Below are 17305 nucleotides of genomic sequence, written 5' to 3' on the forward strand. Positions count from 1 at the left end.
AACAGAGGCAGGATCAGGATGTCGACGGAAGCTGAGTTCGACGCCTTCTACGCAGCGACGGCCAGACGCCTGGTCGCCACGGTCTACGCGATGACGGGCGATCTGGCGGAGGCGGAGGACGCGGTCCAGGAGGCGTACGCACGGGCCTGGCAGCGCTGGGACCGGCTGACCCGCGAGGGTGACCCGCTCCCATGGGTGCGGACCGTCGCGTCCCGGCTGGCGGTGAGCGCCTGGCGCCGCACCCGCAACCGGCTCCGCGCCCAGTTGCGCCACGGCCCCGCGCCGGACGTGCCGGGCCCGTCCGGGCTCTCCGGCGACCGGGCCGCCCTGGTGGCGGCCCTGCGCGAGCTGAGTCCGGACCAGCGGCGGGCGGTGGTGCTGCACCATCTGCTCGACCTGCCGGTGGAGGAGGTGGCCCGCGAGACGGGCTCCACGAGCGGCGCGGTACGGACCCGGCTCAGCCGCGCGCGGAAGCTGCTCGGCGAGCGGCTCGCGCACATCGACACGCATGACGACGAGGGGATGGTCCGGCATGGCTGACATCGAGGAACTGCTGCCCGAGGCTCCCGTGCGGCTCGCCCCGGCCGCGACGGTCCGGGCACGCGGTGACCGTCGACGGGCGCGGCGCCGGACGGCCGTGGCGGCGGTGGCGGTCGTGGCCGCCGGCGCACTGGGCGTCGGCGTGTGGGCGGGCCTGGTCCTGCCGCAGCGGTCAGGCGGTGCGGAGGTGGCCGCCCAGGGCCCGAACCCGTTCGTGTCCGACGGGGTGGTGCAGTCCCTTGAGCCCTCGGAGCTGCCCGGGGACGCGGAGCTGCGTTGGAAGAGCGTCGTCCCGGCGGACCACCCGAGCGAGGAGGCTCCGCTGCCGCAGGTGGGGCTGGACACCGCGTGCGGTTTGTGGTCCGGCGGCGCCGAGGAGCCCGAGCAGCAGTTCACCAGCATGTACACGGGCAAGGACGGCGCCCGCGCCCGGTACCGCGTCGCCGAGTACGCCACCCCGGCCGCAGCCGCCGAAGCCGTGGACCAGCTGGACACGACGCTCATCGGCTGCGGTGTGGAGCGGGAGAAGGGGGCGGCGGACGGCGCATACACCGGGGTGACCCGGCACACGGCCAACCAGCTCGCCGTCACCGTGGAGACCTGGGGGGCGTGGGTCGCGGTGAGGGAGGCGCAGCTTCCGCCGCGGTGAGCCGTCGGGCCCGGCAGCGGGCGGTCGGCGGCCACCCGACCGCGGTCGGAGGGCCGCCGACCGCGTCGGGGAAGCCGTGAGGCCGTGAGGCCCGCGCGGTGGGTACGTACGGTCAGGACGCGGTGTTCAGTGTCAGGCCGTAGTAGCGGAGCAGGTCGTCCAGCGGCTGCATCCAGCTGGCGCCGCTGCCGAAGCTGCCGTTGCAGCTGGTGTTGCTGGAACCGGAGGTCACCCCTTGGGCCTGGCCCTGGTTGGTGATCCAGGCGCCGCCGCTGTCGCCCTTGTGGATGCAGACGCTGGACTTGGCCAGCCCTTTGACCAGGGTCTGCGGCTGGCCGGGGTCGGTGTAGGTGACCGAGTGGTTGTAGCTGCTGATGGTGCCGCAGGTCCACCCCGTGGTCGCGCCGGACTTGCACACCGTCGAGCCGACGGCGGCCCGCTGGCTCCCCCTGACCGGGGTGTTCGACACGACGCCCCAACCGCCGACGGCGGTGGTGACGGAGTTGCCGGAGCTGATGGCGGCGACGCCCATGTCGACGCTGTCGTAGCCGTGCGCGAAGCGGGTCCTGGTGCCCTTGGCGAACGCTGATCCGTTGAAGTACAGCGTGTCCAGGCCCTTGATGCAGTGGCCGGCAGTGGCCAGGTACTGCTTGCCCTGCTGGTCCCGCGCCCCGAAGCCGACGGAACAGTAAGGGCCGTTCACGTCCGAGGTGTTGGTGTTCATCTTGCTGCCGGGCGCGACGGCGGCGGTGGCCTGCGGGGCGTCGTCGCGCGTGGTCTCCACGGTGACGGCCGAGCCGTGGGTGCGCGCCGTGGCCACGAAGGCGCGGCTGGTGGTGTCGGAGGTGTTGCGGACGGTGACGACGACCCTGTTGCCGACCGGATCGACGTGCCACGACTCCACCCCGGCCGGGAGCTTCTTCTCGGCGAGCCTGTCGAGTTCCGTTTTGATCCGGTCGAGCGCCGAGGGAGCCCGGGCCGGGATGCGGGCGGCGAGTCCGGCCGCCTTGACGTCGGCGGCCTGCCGCGCGGTGGTGACGTCGACCGTGAGGGTGCCCTTGGCGTCGAAGTACGCGCTCCCGGTGGGCACTCCCGACATGCCGAGCCGTCTCAGTGTCTCCTGCTGGCCGTTCTGGCGGTCGAGCTTCCGCTCGGCCTCCGCGACGGACACGCCGAGCGAGTCGGCGAGCGCCTTCACCATGCCGGTGGGCTGGGTACGGGGGGACGGTGCGGGCGTCGGGTCGGCGGCGGCCTGCGAGGCGGCCGCCAGGCCTCCGGTCAGAGCCACCGCTCCGACTATCGCGCCGATCGACAGAGTCCTGCTGAAGGTGTTCACGCGTGCTGCTCCTGTAGTCGAACGAGGCTCCCTCAGGGGCCGTGACCGCTGAGGGAGCGGTGCCGCCCTGGGCTGCTCGGGACCGGGTCAGTTACCGGTGACGGCAGTCAGGGTCTTGGACGCGTCGGCGAGACCGGTGCCGCAACCGCCGGAGCAGGACCCGGGCAGGCTGCGCGTGTTGTTCCTGATCGCCTGTTCGATCTGGGCGGGAGTGAGCGAGGGGTTCTTCTGCTTCACCAGCGCGGCCAGTCCAGCGATGTGCGGAGTGGCCATGCTCGTGCCCTGGTAGGAGGCGTAGCCTTCGCCGCCCAGCGCGCGGGTCCCCTTGTTGATCGTGGACCAGATGCCGTCGTCGGCGCGCACGGCGGTCTCACCACCGGGGGCGGTGACGTCGACGGCCCTGCCGTAGTTGGAGTAGGCGGCGCGGTTGCCCTCCCGGTCGGAGGCGGCGACGGTGATGACGTTCGCGCAGCCGGCCGGGCTGTAGGCGGAGGCGTCGGCGTTGTCGTTGCCGGCGGCCACGACGACGCTGGTTCCACGCCCCGTGGCGGCCTTGATGGCGGCGTTGTAGGCCTGGTCGCAGGCGAATTCACCGCCGAGGCTCATGTTGATGACGGCTGCGGGGTACTTGTTGGCGGGCGCTCCGGACACCGTGCCGCCCGAGGCCCAGCTGATGGCGTCGACGATGTCGGAGGTCGATCCCCCGCACTTGCCCAGGGCGCGGATCGGCTGGATGTTGGCTTCGTGGGCCACGCCGACCGTGCCGTACCCGTTGGCCGTGGCCGCGATGGTGCCGGCCACATGGGTGCCGTGCCAGGAGTTGTTCGTGTCGCGGGCGGGGACCGGGTTGCCGTTCCGGTCCTTGCCGCATTCCCCGCGGTTCATCCAGTCCCCGGTGTCGGACGGGTCGCTGTCCCGGCCCCCTCCGTCCGTGGCGGTCCAGGAGTTGGAGATGAAGTCGTATCCCGGTACCAGCCGGGAGCTCAGCTCGGCGTGCTTCGTGATGCCGGTGTCGATGACCGCCACGGTGACGCCCTTGCCGGTAGCCTGCTTCCAGGCCGAGGGAACGTTCATGCCGGCCCGGGACTCGTACAGGTCCCACTGGTAGCTGTACTCGGCGGGGTCGACCGCGGTGGGGTACACCCGGCGGTCGGGGACGACGTAGGCGACGTCCGGGTCGGCCCGGAAGGCGGCCATCGCCTCCTGTGTGTCCTTCGGCTTGTCGGTTTCGGGCAGGTCCACGAGGGCGGCGCCCGTGCCCAGGCGGCGTTCGAAGGAGAGGCGTTCGCCGGCCTCGTCGCCCTTGGCCTTGGCGTCCTTCACGATCGCCGTGTTCGACTTCGCCTCTTCCGCGTGGGGCTTGTACCCGACGATGAAGCGCTGGGTGAGCTCGGCGGTGCCGCTGGCCGCGGGGGCGGCCGTCCGGGCCGAGTCGGTGGGGTGGGCCGACTCGGGGGTCCCGCCGGCGAAGGCGACGCCGGTGCCCATCACAGCGGTGACGGTTGCGAGCGCGACGGATATTCGGAGGGGGGTAAAACCGTGCACTTCGGTTCCTTTCGATCCGTTCGGGCAGGTCACTCCGCTCGAACGGGGCATGACAAATGGGGGGTGGCGCAGGAGTGCGAGAGGGTCCACTCGCACGCTCAGCTCTCGGTTTCCGGTGCCACCGGCTCCCCGGTGGGGATGGGGAGATCGGTGGCACCGGTGATGTGCGCGACGGGCCGTGAGGCGGGTGATTCCGGAACCCGTCGTGGTTCGGCTGATCCCTGTGGGGTGCGAGTGATCGGCCGGTGAGGGGAAACGTACGAACGCGGCACCCGGATGACCATCCGGGTGCCGCGTATACGGACCCCTATTTAATTCGCCGGCCGCCCGCCGTCGAGGACGGTGGGCGGCCGGCCGCCGTGCGGGCCCCGGGGGAGCGGCTGGGGTCAGCCCTTGACGTCGACGCCGTTCCGGGCCGGAGGCGGCTTCGTCGAGCCCTCCGACTCGCCCGCGTAGATGAGGCACGCGGTGGCCTCGGTGACGCCGTGGGTGAACTCGTGCCAGGCCCATCACCCGCCCGAATTGTGAGACGAGGTGGTAGAAACTGCTGGTCCTGTTCACATGAATGCAGAGGGAAGCGGGAGAGGGGTGCGCTTCCGGAGGGCCGATAACGCCCATGTGCCCGCCTCGGTGGGATGGTGCGTGCGCGGTAGGCCCCGGACCTGCGACAACTCCCGCGCCGCAGGCTCTTTTTGAAAGTTCATTACGTATCCGTGAATTCGCTCTCCGGACGTTCGAGGAGGAGTATGACTGAAGGCAAAAGCGGCGACTCCTCCCGAAAGGAGTTCAAGGCTGTTGTTCATCGAGAACAAGTGATCTACTTGTTTCTCCGACGGGTGAGCCGGGGAGTGGCGTGCCCGGGGCGCCCGGGCGAAGGAGAGCGAGGGTGGCGATGTGATCACGACGTGTGGTTCCGCCCTGAGTGCCCTCGAGCGGGCTCTCGCCGGCCGACGCGCCGAACCGGTGCTGCTGTTCGTCGAAGGCGCCGCCGGCGAGGGCAAGAGCCACCTGCTCCAGGAACTCGCCGACCTGCCCGGGACGCCGGCCGTGGCCCGCCGCTGGTGGCGGTGCGGAGCAGATGGCGGGCGGCCAACCGAGGACGAGCACCGGCGGGCACCCACCCTGTGGCTGGTGGACGACGTCCACCGGGCGGACGAGGAGGAGCTGCGGCGGCTGCGCCGGGTGCTGGAGGGGCTGGAGCCGGGCTCGGCGGCCGCGCTGACCTACCGCCCCGAGGAACTCCCCGTGCCCGGTCTGCCGCTGGGCAGCCTCCCGATGACGTATCCGGACCGGCTGACGGTGCTCAGGAACCGTCTGGCGCCCTGGGACGAGGAACGTGTCCGCCGGGTCGCCGCGGAGGTGCTGGGCGAGAGCTGTGCGGCCGAGGCGGCGAGCAGGCTGCACGAGCGCACCGGGGGAGTGCCCAGAGTGGTCGTCGACCTCCTCGCCGTGTTGCGGGAACAGCAGCCCGCCTTCACCGGCACGGCCGCGGAGGTGGAAGCGGCCGGTGTGCCCACCCGACTGGCGGAGCTGGTGCTGAGCCGGACGTACGCCGTGTCCTCGGCGCACCGGCCGGTGGTCTGGGCGGCCGCCGTCCTGGACGGGCCCGCCGGCCGCGACGAACTGATCGCGGTGTCAGGCCTCGGGGCCGTGACCGGAAGCAGCGCACTCCTGCAAGCCTTGGAGAGCGCGGCCCTGGCGGAGCTGGGCGAGGGCCGTTACGGCTTCGCCGTCCCGCTGGCCGCGTCGGCCGTACGGGCCACCGTGCCCGGCCCCGTCCGCCAGGATCTGCACCGGCGAACGGCGAACGTGCTCAGCCGAAGACCGCCCGTGGCATGGGCCACCGTGGCCGAACACCACAGGGCGGCCGGGGACGGCCACCGGTGGCTGAGGGCGGTGGAAAGGGCGGCCGAGTCGGCGGAGGCTTCCGGTCGGCACCAACAGGCGATCACGCTGCTGGAGCGGACCCTGGCCACGCCCGGCATCCCCCCGCAGGCCCGGGCCCGGCTGGCACCGCTGCTGGCCCGCAACGCGGTGACCGGGCTGCGCTCGGACCAGACCGTGGAGGTGCTCGCACAGATCGTGCAGGACGCGGCCCTCCCTCCGGACGTACGAGGAGAGCTGCGGCTCGACCTGGGGCTGATGCTGTGCAACCAGATGGGCCGGTCCGCCGAGGGATGGCGGGTACTGGAGATCGCCGCCGCCGAACTGCGCGAAGTCCGGTCCGTCCTCGCCGCCCGCGCCATGGCGGCACTGGTCACCCCCTACTGGCCGGGCGTCTCCCTCGACGTCCACCAGGGGTGGCTGATCAAGGCCAGGGCCGCTGCGGACGACAGCGGGGATGACGCCATGCGTACGGCGGTGCTGGCCAACCACGTCGGACTCGCCATGAGTTGGGCCGATCCCGAAGCATGGGAGCTGGTGGCGAAGCTGCCCGTGAAGAGCACGGACCCCGCATGCGCCCGGCAGGCGGCACGCGGTCTGTGCAACGCCGCGGACTCAGCGGTCTGGCTCGGCTTCTACGGACGATCGGAGGACCTGCTGGCGGAAGGCCGTGACCTGTCCGTACAGAGCGGCGCGCCCTACACCGAACACAGCGCGTCGGGGACGCGGCTGCTCCAGGAGTGGTGGACCGGCCAGTGGCTCGGCCTGGACAAGCGGTGCGAGGACTTCATCGCCACCACCGCCGACATGCCGTTCATCGCCTCCGACGCCTACGTCGTGCGAGGCCTGCTCGCCCTCGCCCAGGGGGACTGGGGAGAGGCGGTGTCCTGGCTGTCCCAGCGAGGGACGTTCGGGACGGAGAAGCTGCCCGTGCCCCTGGGCGCGACGGCGGCCGGCGCCGTGATCCGCCTGACCCTGGCCCGCCAGGAAGTGACCGCCGCGGCGGAACAGGCGCGGGCCGCCTGGACGGTGGTGGCCGAGAAAGGGGTATGGCCATGGGCCGCGGAACTCGCGCCGTGGGCCGTGGAGGCACTGGCGCGTTCGGGCGACGGGGCCACCGCCCACACCATGGTCCGGAACTTCTCCCAGGGGCTCGGCCGGCGTGACGCGCCCGCCGCCAGAGCCGCGCTGGTGTGGACCCGGGCCGTACTCACCGAAACGGAAGCGCTGGCCGGGGAGGAGCGGAGCGGGCTGCTGAAGGCCGCGGCGTTGTACCGGGAGGCAGCGGCCGCCTATGCGGAACTTCCCCGCCCTTACTCCCAGGCACTGACCACGGAGGGCGCCGCGCGCTGCGTCATCGCGGCGGACCCCGAAGGGACCTCCGGCCGGGCCCCGGAGACCGCGGACACCCCCGCCTTCCCCGCCCCGGCACTCGACGCTTCCCTCGCCCCGGCACTCGACGCTTCCCTCGCCCCGGCACCCGACGCTTCCCTCGCCCCGGCACCCGACGCCTCCCTCGCCCCGGCACCCGACGCCTCCCCCGCCCCGGCACCCGACGCTTCCCTCGCCCCGGCACCCGACGCCTCCACCGTGTCGGCCATCACCGAGCTGGAGTTCTGCGCCCAGCGCTTCACCGACCTGGGTGCCATCTGGGACGCCGCTCGGAGCAGAGCCCTGCTGCGCACACGGCAGCCGGCCAGGAAGGGCCGCCCTCCCGGACGACCCTCGCACACCGACCAGTTGTCCCCCCGGGAGGCCGAGGTGGCGCAGCTCGCCTCCTCCGGCCTGACCAACCGGGAGATCGCCGCGACCTTGCACCTCTCCCCTCGCACCGTGGAGCAGCACATCGCCGGCGCGATGCGCAAGACCGGCGCGCTCTCCCGCCGCGACCTCGCTCACCGACTGGGCCGGACTCCGTGAGACGAGATCCGGCCGACCGGCGGGCCCGAACCTGACGGCCCCTACCAGGGACATCCGTCCCGCAGGGACAGGGGGGCCCTGCCGGTCCGGAACGTTCGCTCGTGCTTCCAGACGATGACGGTCGCGGCCGTCCAGTCGAACACCCAACCGGCACGCACCCCGCGCGCTCCCCAGCCGTCCGGGCGCCGACGAGGGAGCGCGAAGCCCGCCTTCTGGGCGGCAACCGCCGCGTCACACGCCTCGCGCGCGATGCGCAGGGCCTCCGATCCGGTCTCGGCGGCCCCGGTGAAGACATGCAGACCGCACCGCTCCGGCTGCACGGAGTTCCGGGTGGGGACATCGACCTGGAAGTAGAGCTTGGTCATGGCGCCATCTCCTCGGTGTCGCGGTTCCCCGGCCTGCTCGCGTCGGATCGACCGCTGACTGGTCACACCACCGTACGAAGCGCCCCCGGCCCTCAATATCCGGAACGGGGCGATTACCTATACGTATCCCGATGGCGGTACGGACGGGCCGTATCCGTAGTTCCTGCTTACGGATAGCAGCACCCACGCGTTGCGCCTAAGTTCCAGCCATCGATGGCACGGCGCCGCCATGTCCATGTTCAAGGAAGTATGAGCACTCTCGTGAAATCAATCCGTAAGGGAATCGTGGCAGGATCCGTTGCGCTTCTTTTCGTCGGTGGCTGTCAGCTGCCGCCGACCGGGACTGCGAACGAAGAACCCATCGTCATCGGGACGTCCAGCGTTCTGGCGGGACTCGACCCCGCAGGGGTGTACGACGCCGGGTCCTGGGCGGTGTTCAACAACATCTATCAGAGCCTGCTCACCTTCGAGCCGGGGTCACCCATTCCGAGGCCCGACGCGGCTGAGTCCTGCGAATTCACCGGTCCCACACTCACTACTTACCAGTGCGAACTCCGTGGCGGCCTCGCATTCTCCAACGGGAACCCGCTCACGGCGAGGGCGGTGAAGCGGTCGTTCGACCGCATTCTGCGTATTCGGGACCCGCTCGGTCCCGGTCCGCTGTTCGCCAACCTCGCCTCCGTGGAGGCCCAGGGCTCTCTCGTGACGTTCCACCTGGCGGCTGCGGATGCCACGTGGCCGTCAAAGATCGCCACGGGAGCGGGTTCCATCGTCGACCCGGCGGAGTTCCCGCTGAACCGGCTACGGGAAGAGCGGAGCGTTTCCGGTTCGGGGCCCTACGTCATCTCGTCCTACCGGGATGCGAAGGCCATCACCCTGGAACCGAACGCCGCGTACAGAGGTGCCGTGACCAAGCGGGGAGGGGTGGTCGAAGTCCGCTACTTCGAGACACCGCAGGACGTCGAGAAGGCATGGAACGCCAGGACGGTCGACATCGCCTACGCAGGACTTCCGGCCGCCACCCTCGCCGGGATCGGCCCCGGCGACACGGACGTGCGTCTCTCCGTCGGGGACAGTGCGGAAGCGCACTATCTCGTGCTGAATTCGCGCCCACGAAAACCCCTGGGCAATATCGCGGCCCGTAGAGCCGTCGCGGCACTCGTCGACCGTGGACACCTGGCGAGCGAGGTGTTCAAGCACACGGTGACACCGCTGTATTCGCTCGTTCCGCAAGGCGTTGCCGGACACAGTACGGCGTTCTTCGACCGGTACCCGGAGGCGGATACCGCATATGCGGCACAGCGCCTGCGAGCTGCCGGTACCACCGTACCGGTGCGCATCAAACTGGGGCACCAGTCCGGTATCGCCGCCGTCGAGGCGCGCGAGCTGAAGCGGCAACTGGAGAAGAACGGCCTGTTCCGGGTCGAGCTCGTCGAGGAGCGTGATTTCATCACCTACCAGAAGCGCTGCCTGAAAGGCGAGTTCGACGCCCACTTATTCCAATGGGTGCCTGACTTTCCCGACGCGGACACCTTCGTCCAGCCGTTGGTGGGGTCCGGAAACGTCCTGGACAACGGCTACACATCGGTGGGGGTGGACCAGGACATCAGGGACACCCAGCGGTTCACTGATCGAGGCAAAGCCATGAAGCGGTTCCGGGCCATCCAGGACACCATTGCGAAGGACGCCCCGCTGATCCCCATCTGGCACAGGCAGCGCCGGGTGGTGACGCGCTCCACCGTCCTGGGCGGGCACCGACTCGCCGAGGACGCCGTCTGGCGCCTGTGGGAACTCCGCTGGCTGTGAGTGGGCGGGCCGTTGCGATGGCGTCCGGCCGGAGGCGGCCTCCACCGGATCGTGACCACCGCGACCCGGTGGACCGCGACCCGGTGGACCGCGACGTGGTGGACCGGGACGTGGGTGGCCGCGACGTGGTGGGCCGTGTCGCGGTAGGCCACGACGTAAAAGCTTTTGAGTACCTGTTTTCAAGTACTGAGGAAATAACCCGACCCCACCCTGACCGGCCGGTGCTACGCCTACGCCTGCGGGCGCGTGAGCGCGCGAGGGCGCCGTCACTCACATGGTCAGTCGCCACCCGCCGGGAGGCAGATCGGCATAAAGACGCTGGCCGCGACCTTCCCGGAGAGCGAGGCGGCCATCGCGGCCGGGCTGCGGGAGCTGGAGCACCACGGTTTCCGGCGCCGCACCCGCGAACGCGTCCAGGGCGGCCGGGTGGCCACGCGCACGGAGTCGTACAACCACCCGGAGTCTGCGGCCCAGAGGGCGGCGGTTGCCGGGGGCGCCGGGGGAGCGGGGCCCACGCCGGTACGGGAGGTGGAGGCGGCGCCCGTACGGGAGCGCGTGCTTGCACCCGTACCGGAGCGTTCGGCTGTTGCCGCAACGGAGCCCGTATCAGCAGATCGTCGGCGAGCTCGGCATCGCGGTTCCCCGGTCTCGGGGACGACCTCTCACCAAGCCGGACGTAGTCCTGGCCGGCAAGGCGTACTCCTCACAGCGCGATCCGCAGTCCATTCGCACAGATGCATGATCCACACGGTGATCCCCCTTCGGGCCGCCCAACAGGGTCACCGACTGCGCCGGGTAGGGGCCCTGGAGGTCGGCCACCAGCCTTCGCCCGCGAGACCTACAACCGGTGAAATACCTTCGAACGGTGGATCAACCGCCCGAAGCCGTGGTGAGGCATTGCAACCTGCTACGAAAAGACCACAACCGCATACCTTGCCGGACTTCATACCGCAGACATCTTCCTTCGGTCAGCTCGATGATCCAAAGGAATTGCCTATGCGGGGACATATAATATGTGCTGGCGGGGGCCACTCCGGTACTCGTTCACAACTCAAATTGTGGGCCGGGCACGAAGTTTGATGTGCCGACCGGGCCGGGCATCTATACCATTCACCTCAATGACGGAACGAAGTATGTAGGAAGCTCAACGTCGAGCATTAGAGAGCGAGTGAATAAGTCGATGCGATCCAAGCATGCGATCCGCAAGGCCGGATACACATCGGATGACGTAGTTAATGTCACCTACTTCACTCTGCCTGCCGGGACAAGTAAGACGGCCATCCGCCGCATGGAGCAGACCATGATGGAGGGCGTTAAGGCGAGAGGTGGAACTCTCCTTAACCGAAGAGACCCAGAGATCGAAGTTCCAATCGGCGGATACCTGCCGTAAGCCTCTAACTGGAGTGAGTGATGGGAACCTGGGGTTCGGGTCCGTTCGACAGCGACACGGCTGAGGACTTCCTCGATGAGCTGCAAGAACAGTCGGCTCCGCAGCGGCTGGCGGTCGTGGAGAACACGTTCCGTTCCGCAATTGAGGGGGGCGGGAGCTCGTCCTCTTCGGTGTTGCCGGAGGAGGTGATGACTGCTGCTGCGGTGGTTGCGGCAAATGTTCCTGCTGGGCGGTCTCTGGCTTGGAACGAGGAATACCCGGGCATCATGGAATGGCTGGCGAAACCAATCACGCCCGCCCTGGCGTCATCTGCCGTCCAGGCGCTGGAAGCGGCGCTTCCTACGGACGGCTGGTTTTGGCGCAGCTGGGTAGATGCCGAGGAGAGATCTGAGGCGCAGGCCGCGATTGACCGCTTGCGGTCTGTATTGCGACCCGTCGGTGAAGGTGAATCTCGATAGCCGCTACCTAATATCTAGGTCAATGTCAATAAGGCTGAAGAGCCCCATCGAAATCTCATTTCGGTGGGGCTCTTCAGTCGTTTGACGGCAACGGTGACGGCAACGTCAGCGGACGACGGCAGCGGCGGGCGGGGCGTCAGGGCCGTCGTCGGCCTGGCCGAGCGCGTCGTTGAGGGTGTCGATGGCCTGGCGTTGGAGGCGGAGTCGGACGTGGGCGTAGACGCCGGCGGTGACGCCGATGTGTGCGTGGCCGAGGAGTTCCTTGATGACGACGAGATCGACGCCCTGTTCCAGGAGCAGGGTTGCGGTCGAATGCCGGAGGTCGTGGAAACGGATCGTCCGAAGACCGGCGTCGTGGAGGAGGCGGCGGAAGCGGCGGTTGAGGTTGCCAGGGTCGAGTGGCCTGCCCTTCGGGGTGGTAAAGACGAGCCCGTTGTCCGTCCAGCCCGTTCCAGCCGCCTGACGCTCCTCCCGCTGCCGTTCCTGGTGGATCTTGAGCGAGCTGATGCATTCGGTTGGGAGGGCGATGCGGCGTTCCGAGGCAAGGGTCTTGGTGTTCAAGACGGTCAGGCCCTGGCTGCGGGTGCGCTGGAGGGAACGGTGGGTGGTGGCGGTGCCGCTGTCCAGGTTGAGGTCTTCCCAGTGGAGGCCGAGAAGTTCGCCCTTGCGGAGCCCGGTGCGAAGGGCGAGTTCGTACAGCGCGTGCAGCCGGTCACCGCTGGCGGCCTGGAGGAACTGCCGGGCCTCGGCCGCCGTAAGAGGTTGGAAGCGCCTCGTGCGGGGCGCGGCGGCCTTCACGTTCCGGGCCACGTTGCGCGGCAGCTCGTCCTCGCGGACGGCGTGTTCCAGGGCCGACTTGAGGACCGAGTGGACGTAGGTCACCGTCAGCGGCGACAGCGTCTTGGCGCAGCAGTGGCCGATGAGGAACGCCGGGCCGCGTCCCGTTCCTGGGTGCAGCACTGGCAGGTGGTGCGGAGCCCGTCGAGGAAGGTGCGTACGTCGCGTGCGGTGAGCCGCGCGAGCTTCTTCTTGCCGAGACCGGGGTTGAGGTAGAGGCGGATGGCGGCGGCGTAGCGGGTGTGAGTGTTCTCCCGCAGGTGGTGGACGGCGACGCCGTTCAGCCAGTACGTGAGGTAGGCGCTTACGGTGCTGTCGGCTGCGGCGATGGGGAGGCCGCGGTTGCTGGCGGCGATCTTCTCGGTGAGCTTGGTCAGGGCCTCTTTGCGGGTCTGGCCATAGACGCGGACGCGCTTGCGGGTGTTGCCGGGGGCGAGGACGTATCCAGCGGCTTCCCACCGTCCGTCCTTGCGCTGATATACGGTTCCGTCGCCGTTCGCACGTGTACGGGAGCGGCGGGACGGAGTAGGGCGGGGCGTGATCATCAGGCGGCGTCCTGTTCGAGTCGGGTGCGGATGAAGTCGGTCAGGGCGTGGGCAGGGATGCGGCGGGCGCGGCCGAGGGTGATCGAGGCGAGCTGGCCGGTGCGGAGCAGGTCGTAGACGGCGGAGCGGCCGAGCTGGAGGCGGGTCATCACCTGGGGCACCGTGAGCAGATCCAGCGCCGGTGCCACCTCCGCACAGGGGATGGTGGTCTGGGGCGAGGCCATCAGCAGCCCCCTTCGGCCGTGAACTGCCGTTCCAATTCCCTGCGGTGCCAGACGTGGGCGGCGAGGAGCGCGGCGCCGGGGCTGTAGCCCGAGCCGAGGTAGTCCCACTGGCCGACGACGAGCGTGGTGTCCGGGTCGGGCTCGGGCAGGCCGGCATGGGTGCGGGCCTGTTCGGTGCGCCAGGCGCGGCGGGCGTCGCGCAGCGCGCCCAGGGTGGTCGAGTAGGAGCGGGACTTGGTGGAGGAGTGGCCCCGGAAGCCGAGCATGTGCGCCCACTTCCAGAGCTTGAGGTGGGCGAACTCGGGCAGCTTTCCGAGTTCCCAGCAGGTGCGGATCATCTGCCGGGCGTGGCGTGCGACGGCGAGGCGGGGCAGGGGCCGGGCCTGGCCGGTGCCGTCGCAGGCGGTGCAGGGGAGCGGGGTTCCGTGGGGCAGGAGGGTGCCGCCGCGTCCCTGGTAGGGGGGGCAGTACAGGGCGCGGCCGAGGGTGCCGGAGGCGTCGGCGGACTTGGTGGCGTACTTCGCCACGTAGGCGGCCACGGCCTGGTCGCTGAATTCGGTGTCGGTGCCGAAGGCGGCGATCTCGCGCACGTCGAGCTGCTGGCCCCAGCCGAGTGCCCGTTCGCCGACCGCGTCGGAGTCGACGGAGATGCGGGCGCGCGGTGCGGCGGCCTTGATGGCGTCGGTGAGCACGGCGACGGTGGCGTTCGAGGGTGGGGGCTGGGTGTTGCCGTCGGGGTTGTCGAGTCGGATGACGGCGTGGAAGTGGACCAGGCCGCGCTTCTGGTACTCGGCGACCTTGGCGAAGGAGACCCGCAGGACGGCGCGGGCGGCCTTCTGGGTGAGGCCGAGCCGGGCGGCGAGCTCGCGGCGCAGGTAGGTGGTGAAGCGTGCCCACAGGGCTCCGGCGTGGGCGTTGAAGAGGACCGCGCCCGCGTAGTCGTACGTCGCCGGGTTGAGTGGCGTGCCCAGCAGGAGGTCTGTGGGTTCGTGGCGGGTGCCGCAGCGGCAGGGCCGGGTGTCGGGGCGGTTGTGGACGGGGCCGAAGGAGGGTGCTGTGAGGGTGGCAAAGACGCAGGGGTGGGTGCGGACGGTGTCGGGCACGGTCTTGCCGCCGGAGAGGCCGGCGCGGACGAGGTGGAAGGTGTCGGCGGCGTAGAGGTGAGAGCAGGCCGGGCAGCGGGAGGCGCGGCGGTTGCCGCAGGTGGTGAGCAGACTGCCGGTGGGCTCCTCGGACGTGGTGTAGGAGCGCAGCACCTCACCGGTCGTGGTGTCGACGGCGGTGGTGCGGCCGGTCAGGCGGACGGGCTCGGTGCAGCCGCCGAGGCGTTCAATCTGCTGCTGTGCGCGGTCGAAGTCGGGGTGGTTGACAAGGTGGAGCAGGTCCCGCACGGCGGGGCTTGCCACGTGGCGCAGGTCCAGGGTGACCATTCGGGGCGTGTCCCTTCTGTCGGGTGGATGGTCCCGAGCAGCAACCGGCAATGGTTGTGGGCGTGTTGGGGCTGCTCGGGGCATGACGAACCAGGCCCAAGGGCGGGCGTGGATTTCAGGGAGAGGTGATCCGGCCGATTGCCGGGGTGGCTCAGAGCTGAGCGAGGGCGGCGGTGGCCACCGGCAGGGCGACGCCCATGCGGGTTGCGAGCTGGGCGGCGGTGACCGGTGTTCCGTGCTCGGCGTGGTGGGTGTCCGCGATGCGCCGGGCCGCACTTAGCAGGGCGCGGGCAGGGTCGGGCGGGAGCCAGTAGCGGGCGCCTTGTTGACGGCGGGGGCGGGGGCGGGGGCGGAATCAGGCGCAATTACGGGAGGTACTTCGGCCGGAGGCGGCACAGGTGTCGCGGCGGGGACCGGCTCGGGGGCCGGGGCCGCCGTCTCGGGAGCGGGCACCGAGGTGGGCACCGGTTCAGCGATGGGCGCGGGGGCCGGGGTAGCTGTGGTGGTGTCCTCCAGGTGTGCAGTGGTGTGGAAGTGGGCGAGGAAGGCGGGGCCGACGTGGCCCCAGCCCAGGAGCAGGAGCGGGGCGACGGTGTCCAGGCAAGCCCGTCCGTAGCGTCCGGTCAGCAGGGGTTCGGCGGTGTTCAGCGCGAGCGTGAGCAGCCCGCACAGGTGCAGTAGCCGGGTGCCGGCCTTCAGCTCCGCCTTGGGGACGCCGCGCAGGGCCAGGAACCGCAGCGCGACCAGGAGGCCGACGACGGACAGGTCCACCCTGGGAGCGATCAGCGGGGCAGTGGGGCGGGGGACACCGAGCCGCAGGGCGAGCGCCCAGACGTTGCCGAAGGAGAAGACGAAGGCCAAGGCCGCGATCACGCCCATGACCACGGTCACGCTGCGCCGGGTGAACCGTTCCTCCGCCATGTGCGGGGCCTCCTCTCGGGGCCTGGGCATCGGGGGTGTTCAAGGCTTGGCCAGGGGGACGGCCGGGCCGTCCGGCCCGTCGTCGCCGGGGCCCGTGTGGTCGGTGGTGTCGAGGAGGGCGTCCAGGCACAGGGCGGGGTCGGCGGTCAGGTGGGAGGTGGCTTCCGCGATGCGGGCGGCGTCGGCGTCGGAGAAGTGGGGGGTGCGGATGCGTATGAAGCCGGGGCGGCCCTGCATCGCCATCACCGCGACCCGACATAGGCGGGGTCCTGCAAGGTGACCGGGCTGGCGTCCGGCCAGTTGCGGATGTCGTCGCCCAGTGCGGCCACCGCGGCTTCCACCGTCTTCTGCGCGAAGGACAGCCCGGCCGGGCACACGTCGCGGATGAAGGTCGGGATGGCGTCGCCGGTGGTCTTCTGGCTGATCAGGATGGTTAGGATGCCGACGCTGCGGCCCTTCTTGACCAGGTCCTCCACCAGCCGGGCGTTCTCCGCCGTCAGCGCGGCCAAACGTTTCGTCTCAGGATCGCCGCCCTTGTACTCGCGGAAGAACGTGTGCGCCTCGTCGATGAGGACCACGGTGAGCGGCCACAGCCGCGAGGGGCCGACGTGCCACATGTTCTTCACGCCCAGCACGCCCCGGATCACCGACGACCGCCGCCGACGCAGCGCCACCAGGCGCTTGAACAGTGCGTTGGCCTCGTCCAGGTCGTCGCCGCAGAATGCGAACATCCGCTTGACCAGGTCCGCGTAGTCGCCCTCTTCGGCCCGCGACACCTTCCCGTCGAAGCCCACGAACTGCACGGCCGCCGACGGCGCGAGGTCACAGACGAACTTGTTGATCCCGGAGGTCTTGCCCGCGCCGAGGGTGCCGGCCACGGTCACCCCCGGCACATTCGCCAAGGACACGCACACCGGCGCCGCGTACTCGTCCACCCCCAATTCCCAGCGCGCCACGTCCTCCGGCGGTCTGCCGGTGGGCCGGTGCCTGGTCGGCGTGGTCAACGGGTCGGAGCGCATGCCACGGATCACCACTCGGCCGGGCCCGTCCGGCAGGACGGAGACCCGCGTGTACCGCCAGGCGTCCGCCAGAAAGCGTGCCGCCTTCTGGTACTCCTCCAATCCGACCCGCGGCAGTGTCCTGGCCCGCACGATCACCCCGAACCGGTCCGGCTTCACCTTGATCCTGGGAGTCAGCACCCGGGGTGCAGGGGCGGGGCTGTGATTCTGGGCGGTGAGCTGCGAGAGCAGGCCCGGCGTCTTGTCGGTGACCGTTAGTCCGGCCATCCGCGCCAAGCGCATCCAGCCCCAGCGAACCCGCACGGCCTGCCACATACTGACCCGCGTGCCCGGATCGGCCCGTGCGTAGCGCACCACGACCAGCAGCAGCCAGACGCCCGCCAGCACGGCCACGACCAGCAGCACCTGCGGTGCGTGATCGGTCAGGTTCTCCATG

Annotated in this window: 13 protein-coding genes and 1 pseudogene; 5 read left to right on the forward strand and 9 right to left on the reverse strand. The window is 70.2% G+C overall.

Features of this window, described 5'->3' with window-relative positions:
- Positions 1-18: 18 nt before the first annotated feature.
- On the forward strand, positions 19-540 hold the full coding sequence (locus ACIQAK_RS14730; protein WP_366390818.1) for a SigE family RNA polymerase sigma factor: 522 nt from the start codon (positions 19-21) through the stop codon (positions 538-540).
- Positions 533-1189 (forward strand): hypothetical protein, encoded by a 657-nt coding sequence (locus ACIQAK_RS14735; protein ID WP_366390819.1) that lies wholly within the window; start codon positions 533-535, stop codon positions 1187-1189. The genes ACIQAK_RS14730 and ACIQAK_RS14735 overlap by 8 nt, the downstream gene beginning before the upstream one ends.
- A gap of 112 nt (positions 1190-1301) precedes the next feature.
- On the opposite strand, the gene ACIQAK_RS14740 is transcribed toward ACIQAK_RS14735, so the two are convergent.
- Positions 1302-2525, reverse strand: a complete 1224-nt coding sequence (locus tag ACIQAK_RS14740; RefSeq protein WP_366390820.1) for a S1 family peptidase — start codon at positions 2523-2525, stop codon at positions 1302-1304.
- 87 nt (positions 2526-2612) lie between these two features.
- Positions 2613-4070 (reverse strand): S8 family peptidase, encoded by a 1458-nt coding sequence (locus ACIQAK_RS14745; RefSeq protein ID WP_401848068.1) that lies wholly within the window; start codon positions 4068-4070, stop codon positions 2613-2615.
- An 894-nt stretch (positions 4071-4964) separates the two neighbouring features.
- Between ACIQAK_RS14745 and ACIQAK_RS14750 the strand changes: the two genes are divergently transcribed.
- Positions 4965-7874 (forward strand): LuxR C-terminal-related transcriptional regulator, encoded by a 2910-nt coding sequence (locus tag ACIQAK_RS14750; RefSeq protein ID WP_366390821.1) that lies wholly within the window; start codon positions 4965-4967, stop codon positions 7872-7874.
- A 41-nt stretch (positions 7875-7915) separates the two neighbouring features.
- On the opposite strand, the gene ACIQAK_RS14755 is transcribed toward ACIQAK_RS14750, so the two are convergent.
- A complete protein-coding gene (locus ACIQAK_RS14755; protein ID WP_366390822.1) occupies positions 7916-8239 on the reverse strand; it encodes a hypothetical protein in 324 nt (107 codons plus the stop codon).
- Positions 8240-8452: 213 nt separating this feature from the next.
- On the opposite strand from ACIQAK_RS14755, the gene ACIQAK_RS14760 reads away from it, so the two are divergent.
- Together ACIQAK_RS14760 and ACIQAK_RS14765 are read left to right on the forward strand one after the other, a co-directional pair.
- Positions 8453-10045 (forward strand): ABC transporter substrate-binding protein, encoded by a 1593-nt coding sequence (locus ACIQAK_RS14760; RefSeq protein WP_366390823.1) that lies wholly within the window; start codon positions 8453-8455, stop codon positions 10043-10045.
- A 1410-nt stretch (positions 10046-11455) separates the two neighbouring features.
- Positions 11456-11893, forward strand: a complete 438-nt coding sequence (locus ACIQAK_RS14765; RefSeq protein WP_366390824.1) for a DUF4259 domain-containing protein — start codon at positions 11456-11458, stop codon at positions 11891-11893.
- 105 nt (positions 11894-11998) lie between these two features.
- Here the strand turns inward: ACIQAK_RS14765 and ACIQAK_RS14770 are convergent.
- The 6 genes and pseudogenes from ACIQAK_RS14770 to ACIQAK_RS14795 form a co-directional block, all read right to left on the reverse strand.
- Positions 11999-13275, reverse strand: a pseudogene (locus ACIQAK_RS14770) (tyrosine-type recombinase/integrase).
- The gene (locus ACIQAK_RS14775; RefSeq protein ID WP_366390825.1) at positions 13275-13499 is read right to left on the reverse strand and encodes a helix-turn-helix domain-containing protein; all 225 of its coding nucleotides are present in this window, start codon (positions 13497-13499) and stop codon (positions 13275-13277) included. Before ACIQAK_RS14775 ends, ACIQAK_RS14770 begins: the two are co-directional and overlap by 1 nt.
- Positions 13499-14929: a replication initiator gene (locus ACIQAK_RS14780; RefSeq protein WP_366390826.1), complete on the reverse strand. Its 1431-nt coding sequence runs from the start codon at positions 14927-14929 to the stop codon at positions 13499-13501. The genes ACIQAK_RS14775 and ACIQAK_RS14780 overlap by 1 nt, the downstream gene beginning before the upstream one ends.
- 276 nt (positions 14930-15205) lie before the next feature.
- On the reverse strand, positions 15206-15850 hold the full coding sequence (locus tag ACIQAK_RS14785) for a DUF2637 domain-containing protein (RefSeq protein ID WP_366390827.1): 645 nt from the start codon (positions 15848-15850) through the stop codon (positions 15206-15208).
- Positions 15851-15889: 39 nt separating this feature from the next.
- Positions 15890-16093, reverse strand: coding sequence for a hypothetical protein (locus ACIQAK_RS14790; RefSeq protein WP_366390828.1), 204 nt, complete (start codon positions 16091-16093; stop codon positions 15890-15892).
- Entirely contained in the window at positions 16093-17304 is a 1212-nt protein-coding gene (locus ACIQAK_RS14795) for an FtsK/SpoIIIE domain-containing protein (protein WP_366390829.1), read from the reverse strand. Before ACIQAK_RS14795 ends, ACIQAK_RS14790 begins: the two co-directional genes overlap by 1 nt.
- Between the last annotated feature and the right edge of the window lies 1 nt (position 17305).

Origin of the sequence: Streptomyces sp. NPDC088706 (assembly GCF_044752765.1) — a bacterium.
Lineage (GTDB): Bacteria > Actinomycetota > Actinomycetes > Streptomycetales > Streptomycetaceae > Streptomyces.

Bases quoted from the DNA above. Each gene is read 5' to 3' on its own strand.
- ACIQAK_RS14730 (WP_366390818.1), top strand. From the start codon at position 19: ATGTCGACGGAAGCTGAGTTCGACGCCTTCTACGCAGCGACGGCCAGA.
- ACIQAK_RS14735 (WP_366390819.1), top strand. From the start codon at position 533: ATGGCTGACATCGAGGAACTGCTGCCCGAGGCTCCCGTGCGGCTCGCC.
- ACIQAK_RS14755 (WP_366390822.1), bottom strand. From the start codon at position 8,239: ATGACCAAGCTCTACTTCCAGGTCGATGTCCCCACCCGGAACTCCGTG.
- ACIQAK_RS14760 (WP_366390823.1), top strand. From the start codon at position 8,453: ATGGCACGGCGCCGCCATGTCCATGTTCAAGGAAGTATGAGCACTCTC.
- ACIQAK_RS14765 (WP_366390824.1), top strand. From the start codon at position 11,456: ATGGGAACCTGGGGTTCGGGTCCGTTCGACAGCGACACGGCTGAGGAC.
- ACIQAK_RS14775 (WP_366390825.1), bottom strand. From the start codon at position 13,499: ATGGCCTCGCCCCAGACCACCATCCCCTGTGCGGAGGTGGCACCGGCG.
- ACIQAK_RS14780 (WP_366390826.1), bottom strand. From the start codon at position 14,929: ATGGTCACCCTGGACCTGCGCCACGTGGCAAGCCCCGCCGTGCGGGAC.
- ACIQAK_RS14785 (WP_366390827.1), bottom strand. From the start codon at position 15,850: ATGGCGGAGGAACGGTTCACCCGGCGCAGCGTGACCGTGGTCATGGGC.
- ACIQAK_RS14790 (WP_366390828.1), bottom strand. From the start codon at position 16,093: ATGGCGATGCAGGGCCGCCCCGGCTTCATACGCATCCGCACCCCCCAC.
- ACIQAK_RS14795 (WP_366390829.1), bottom strand. From the start codon at position 17,304: ATGGAGAACCTGACCGATCACGCACCGCAGGTGCTGCTGGTCGTGGCC.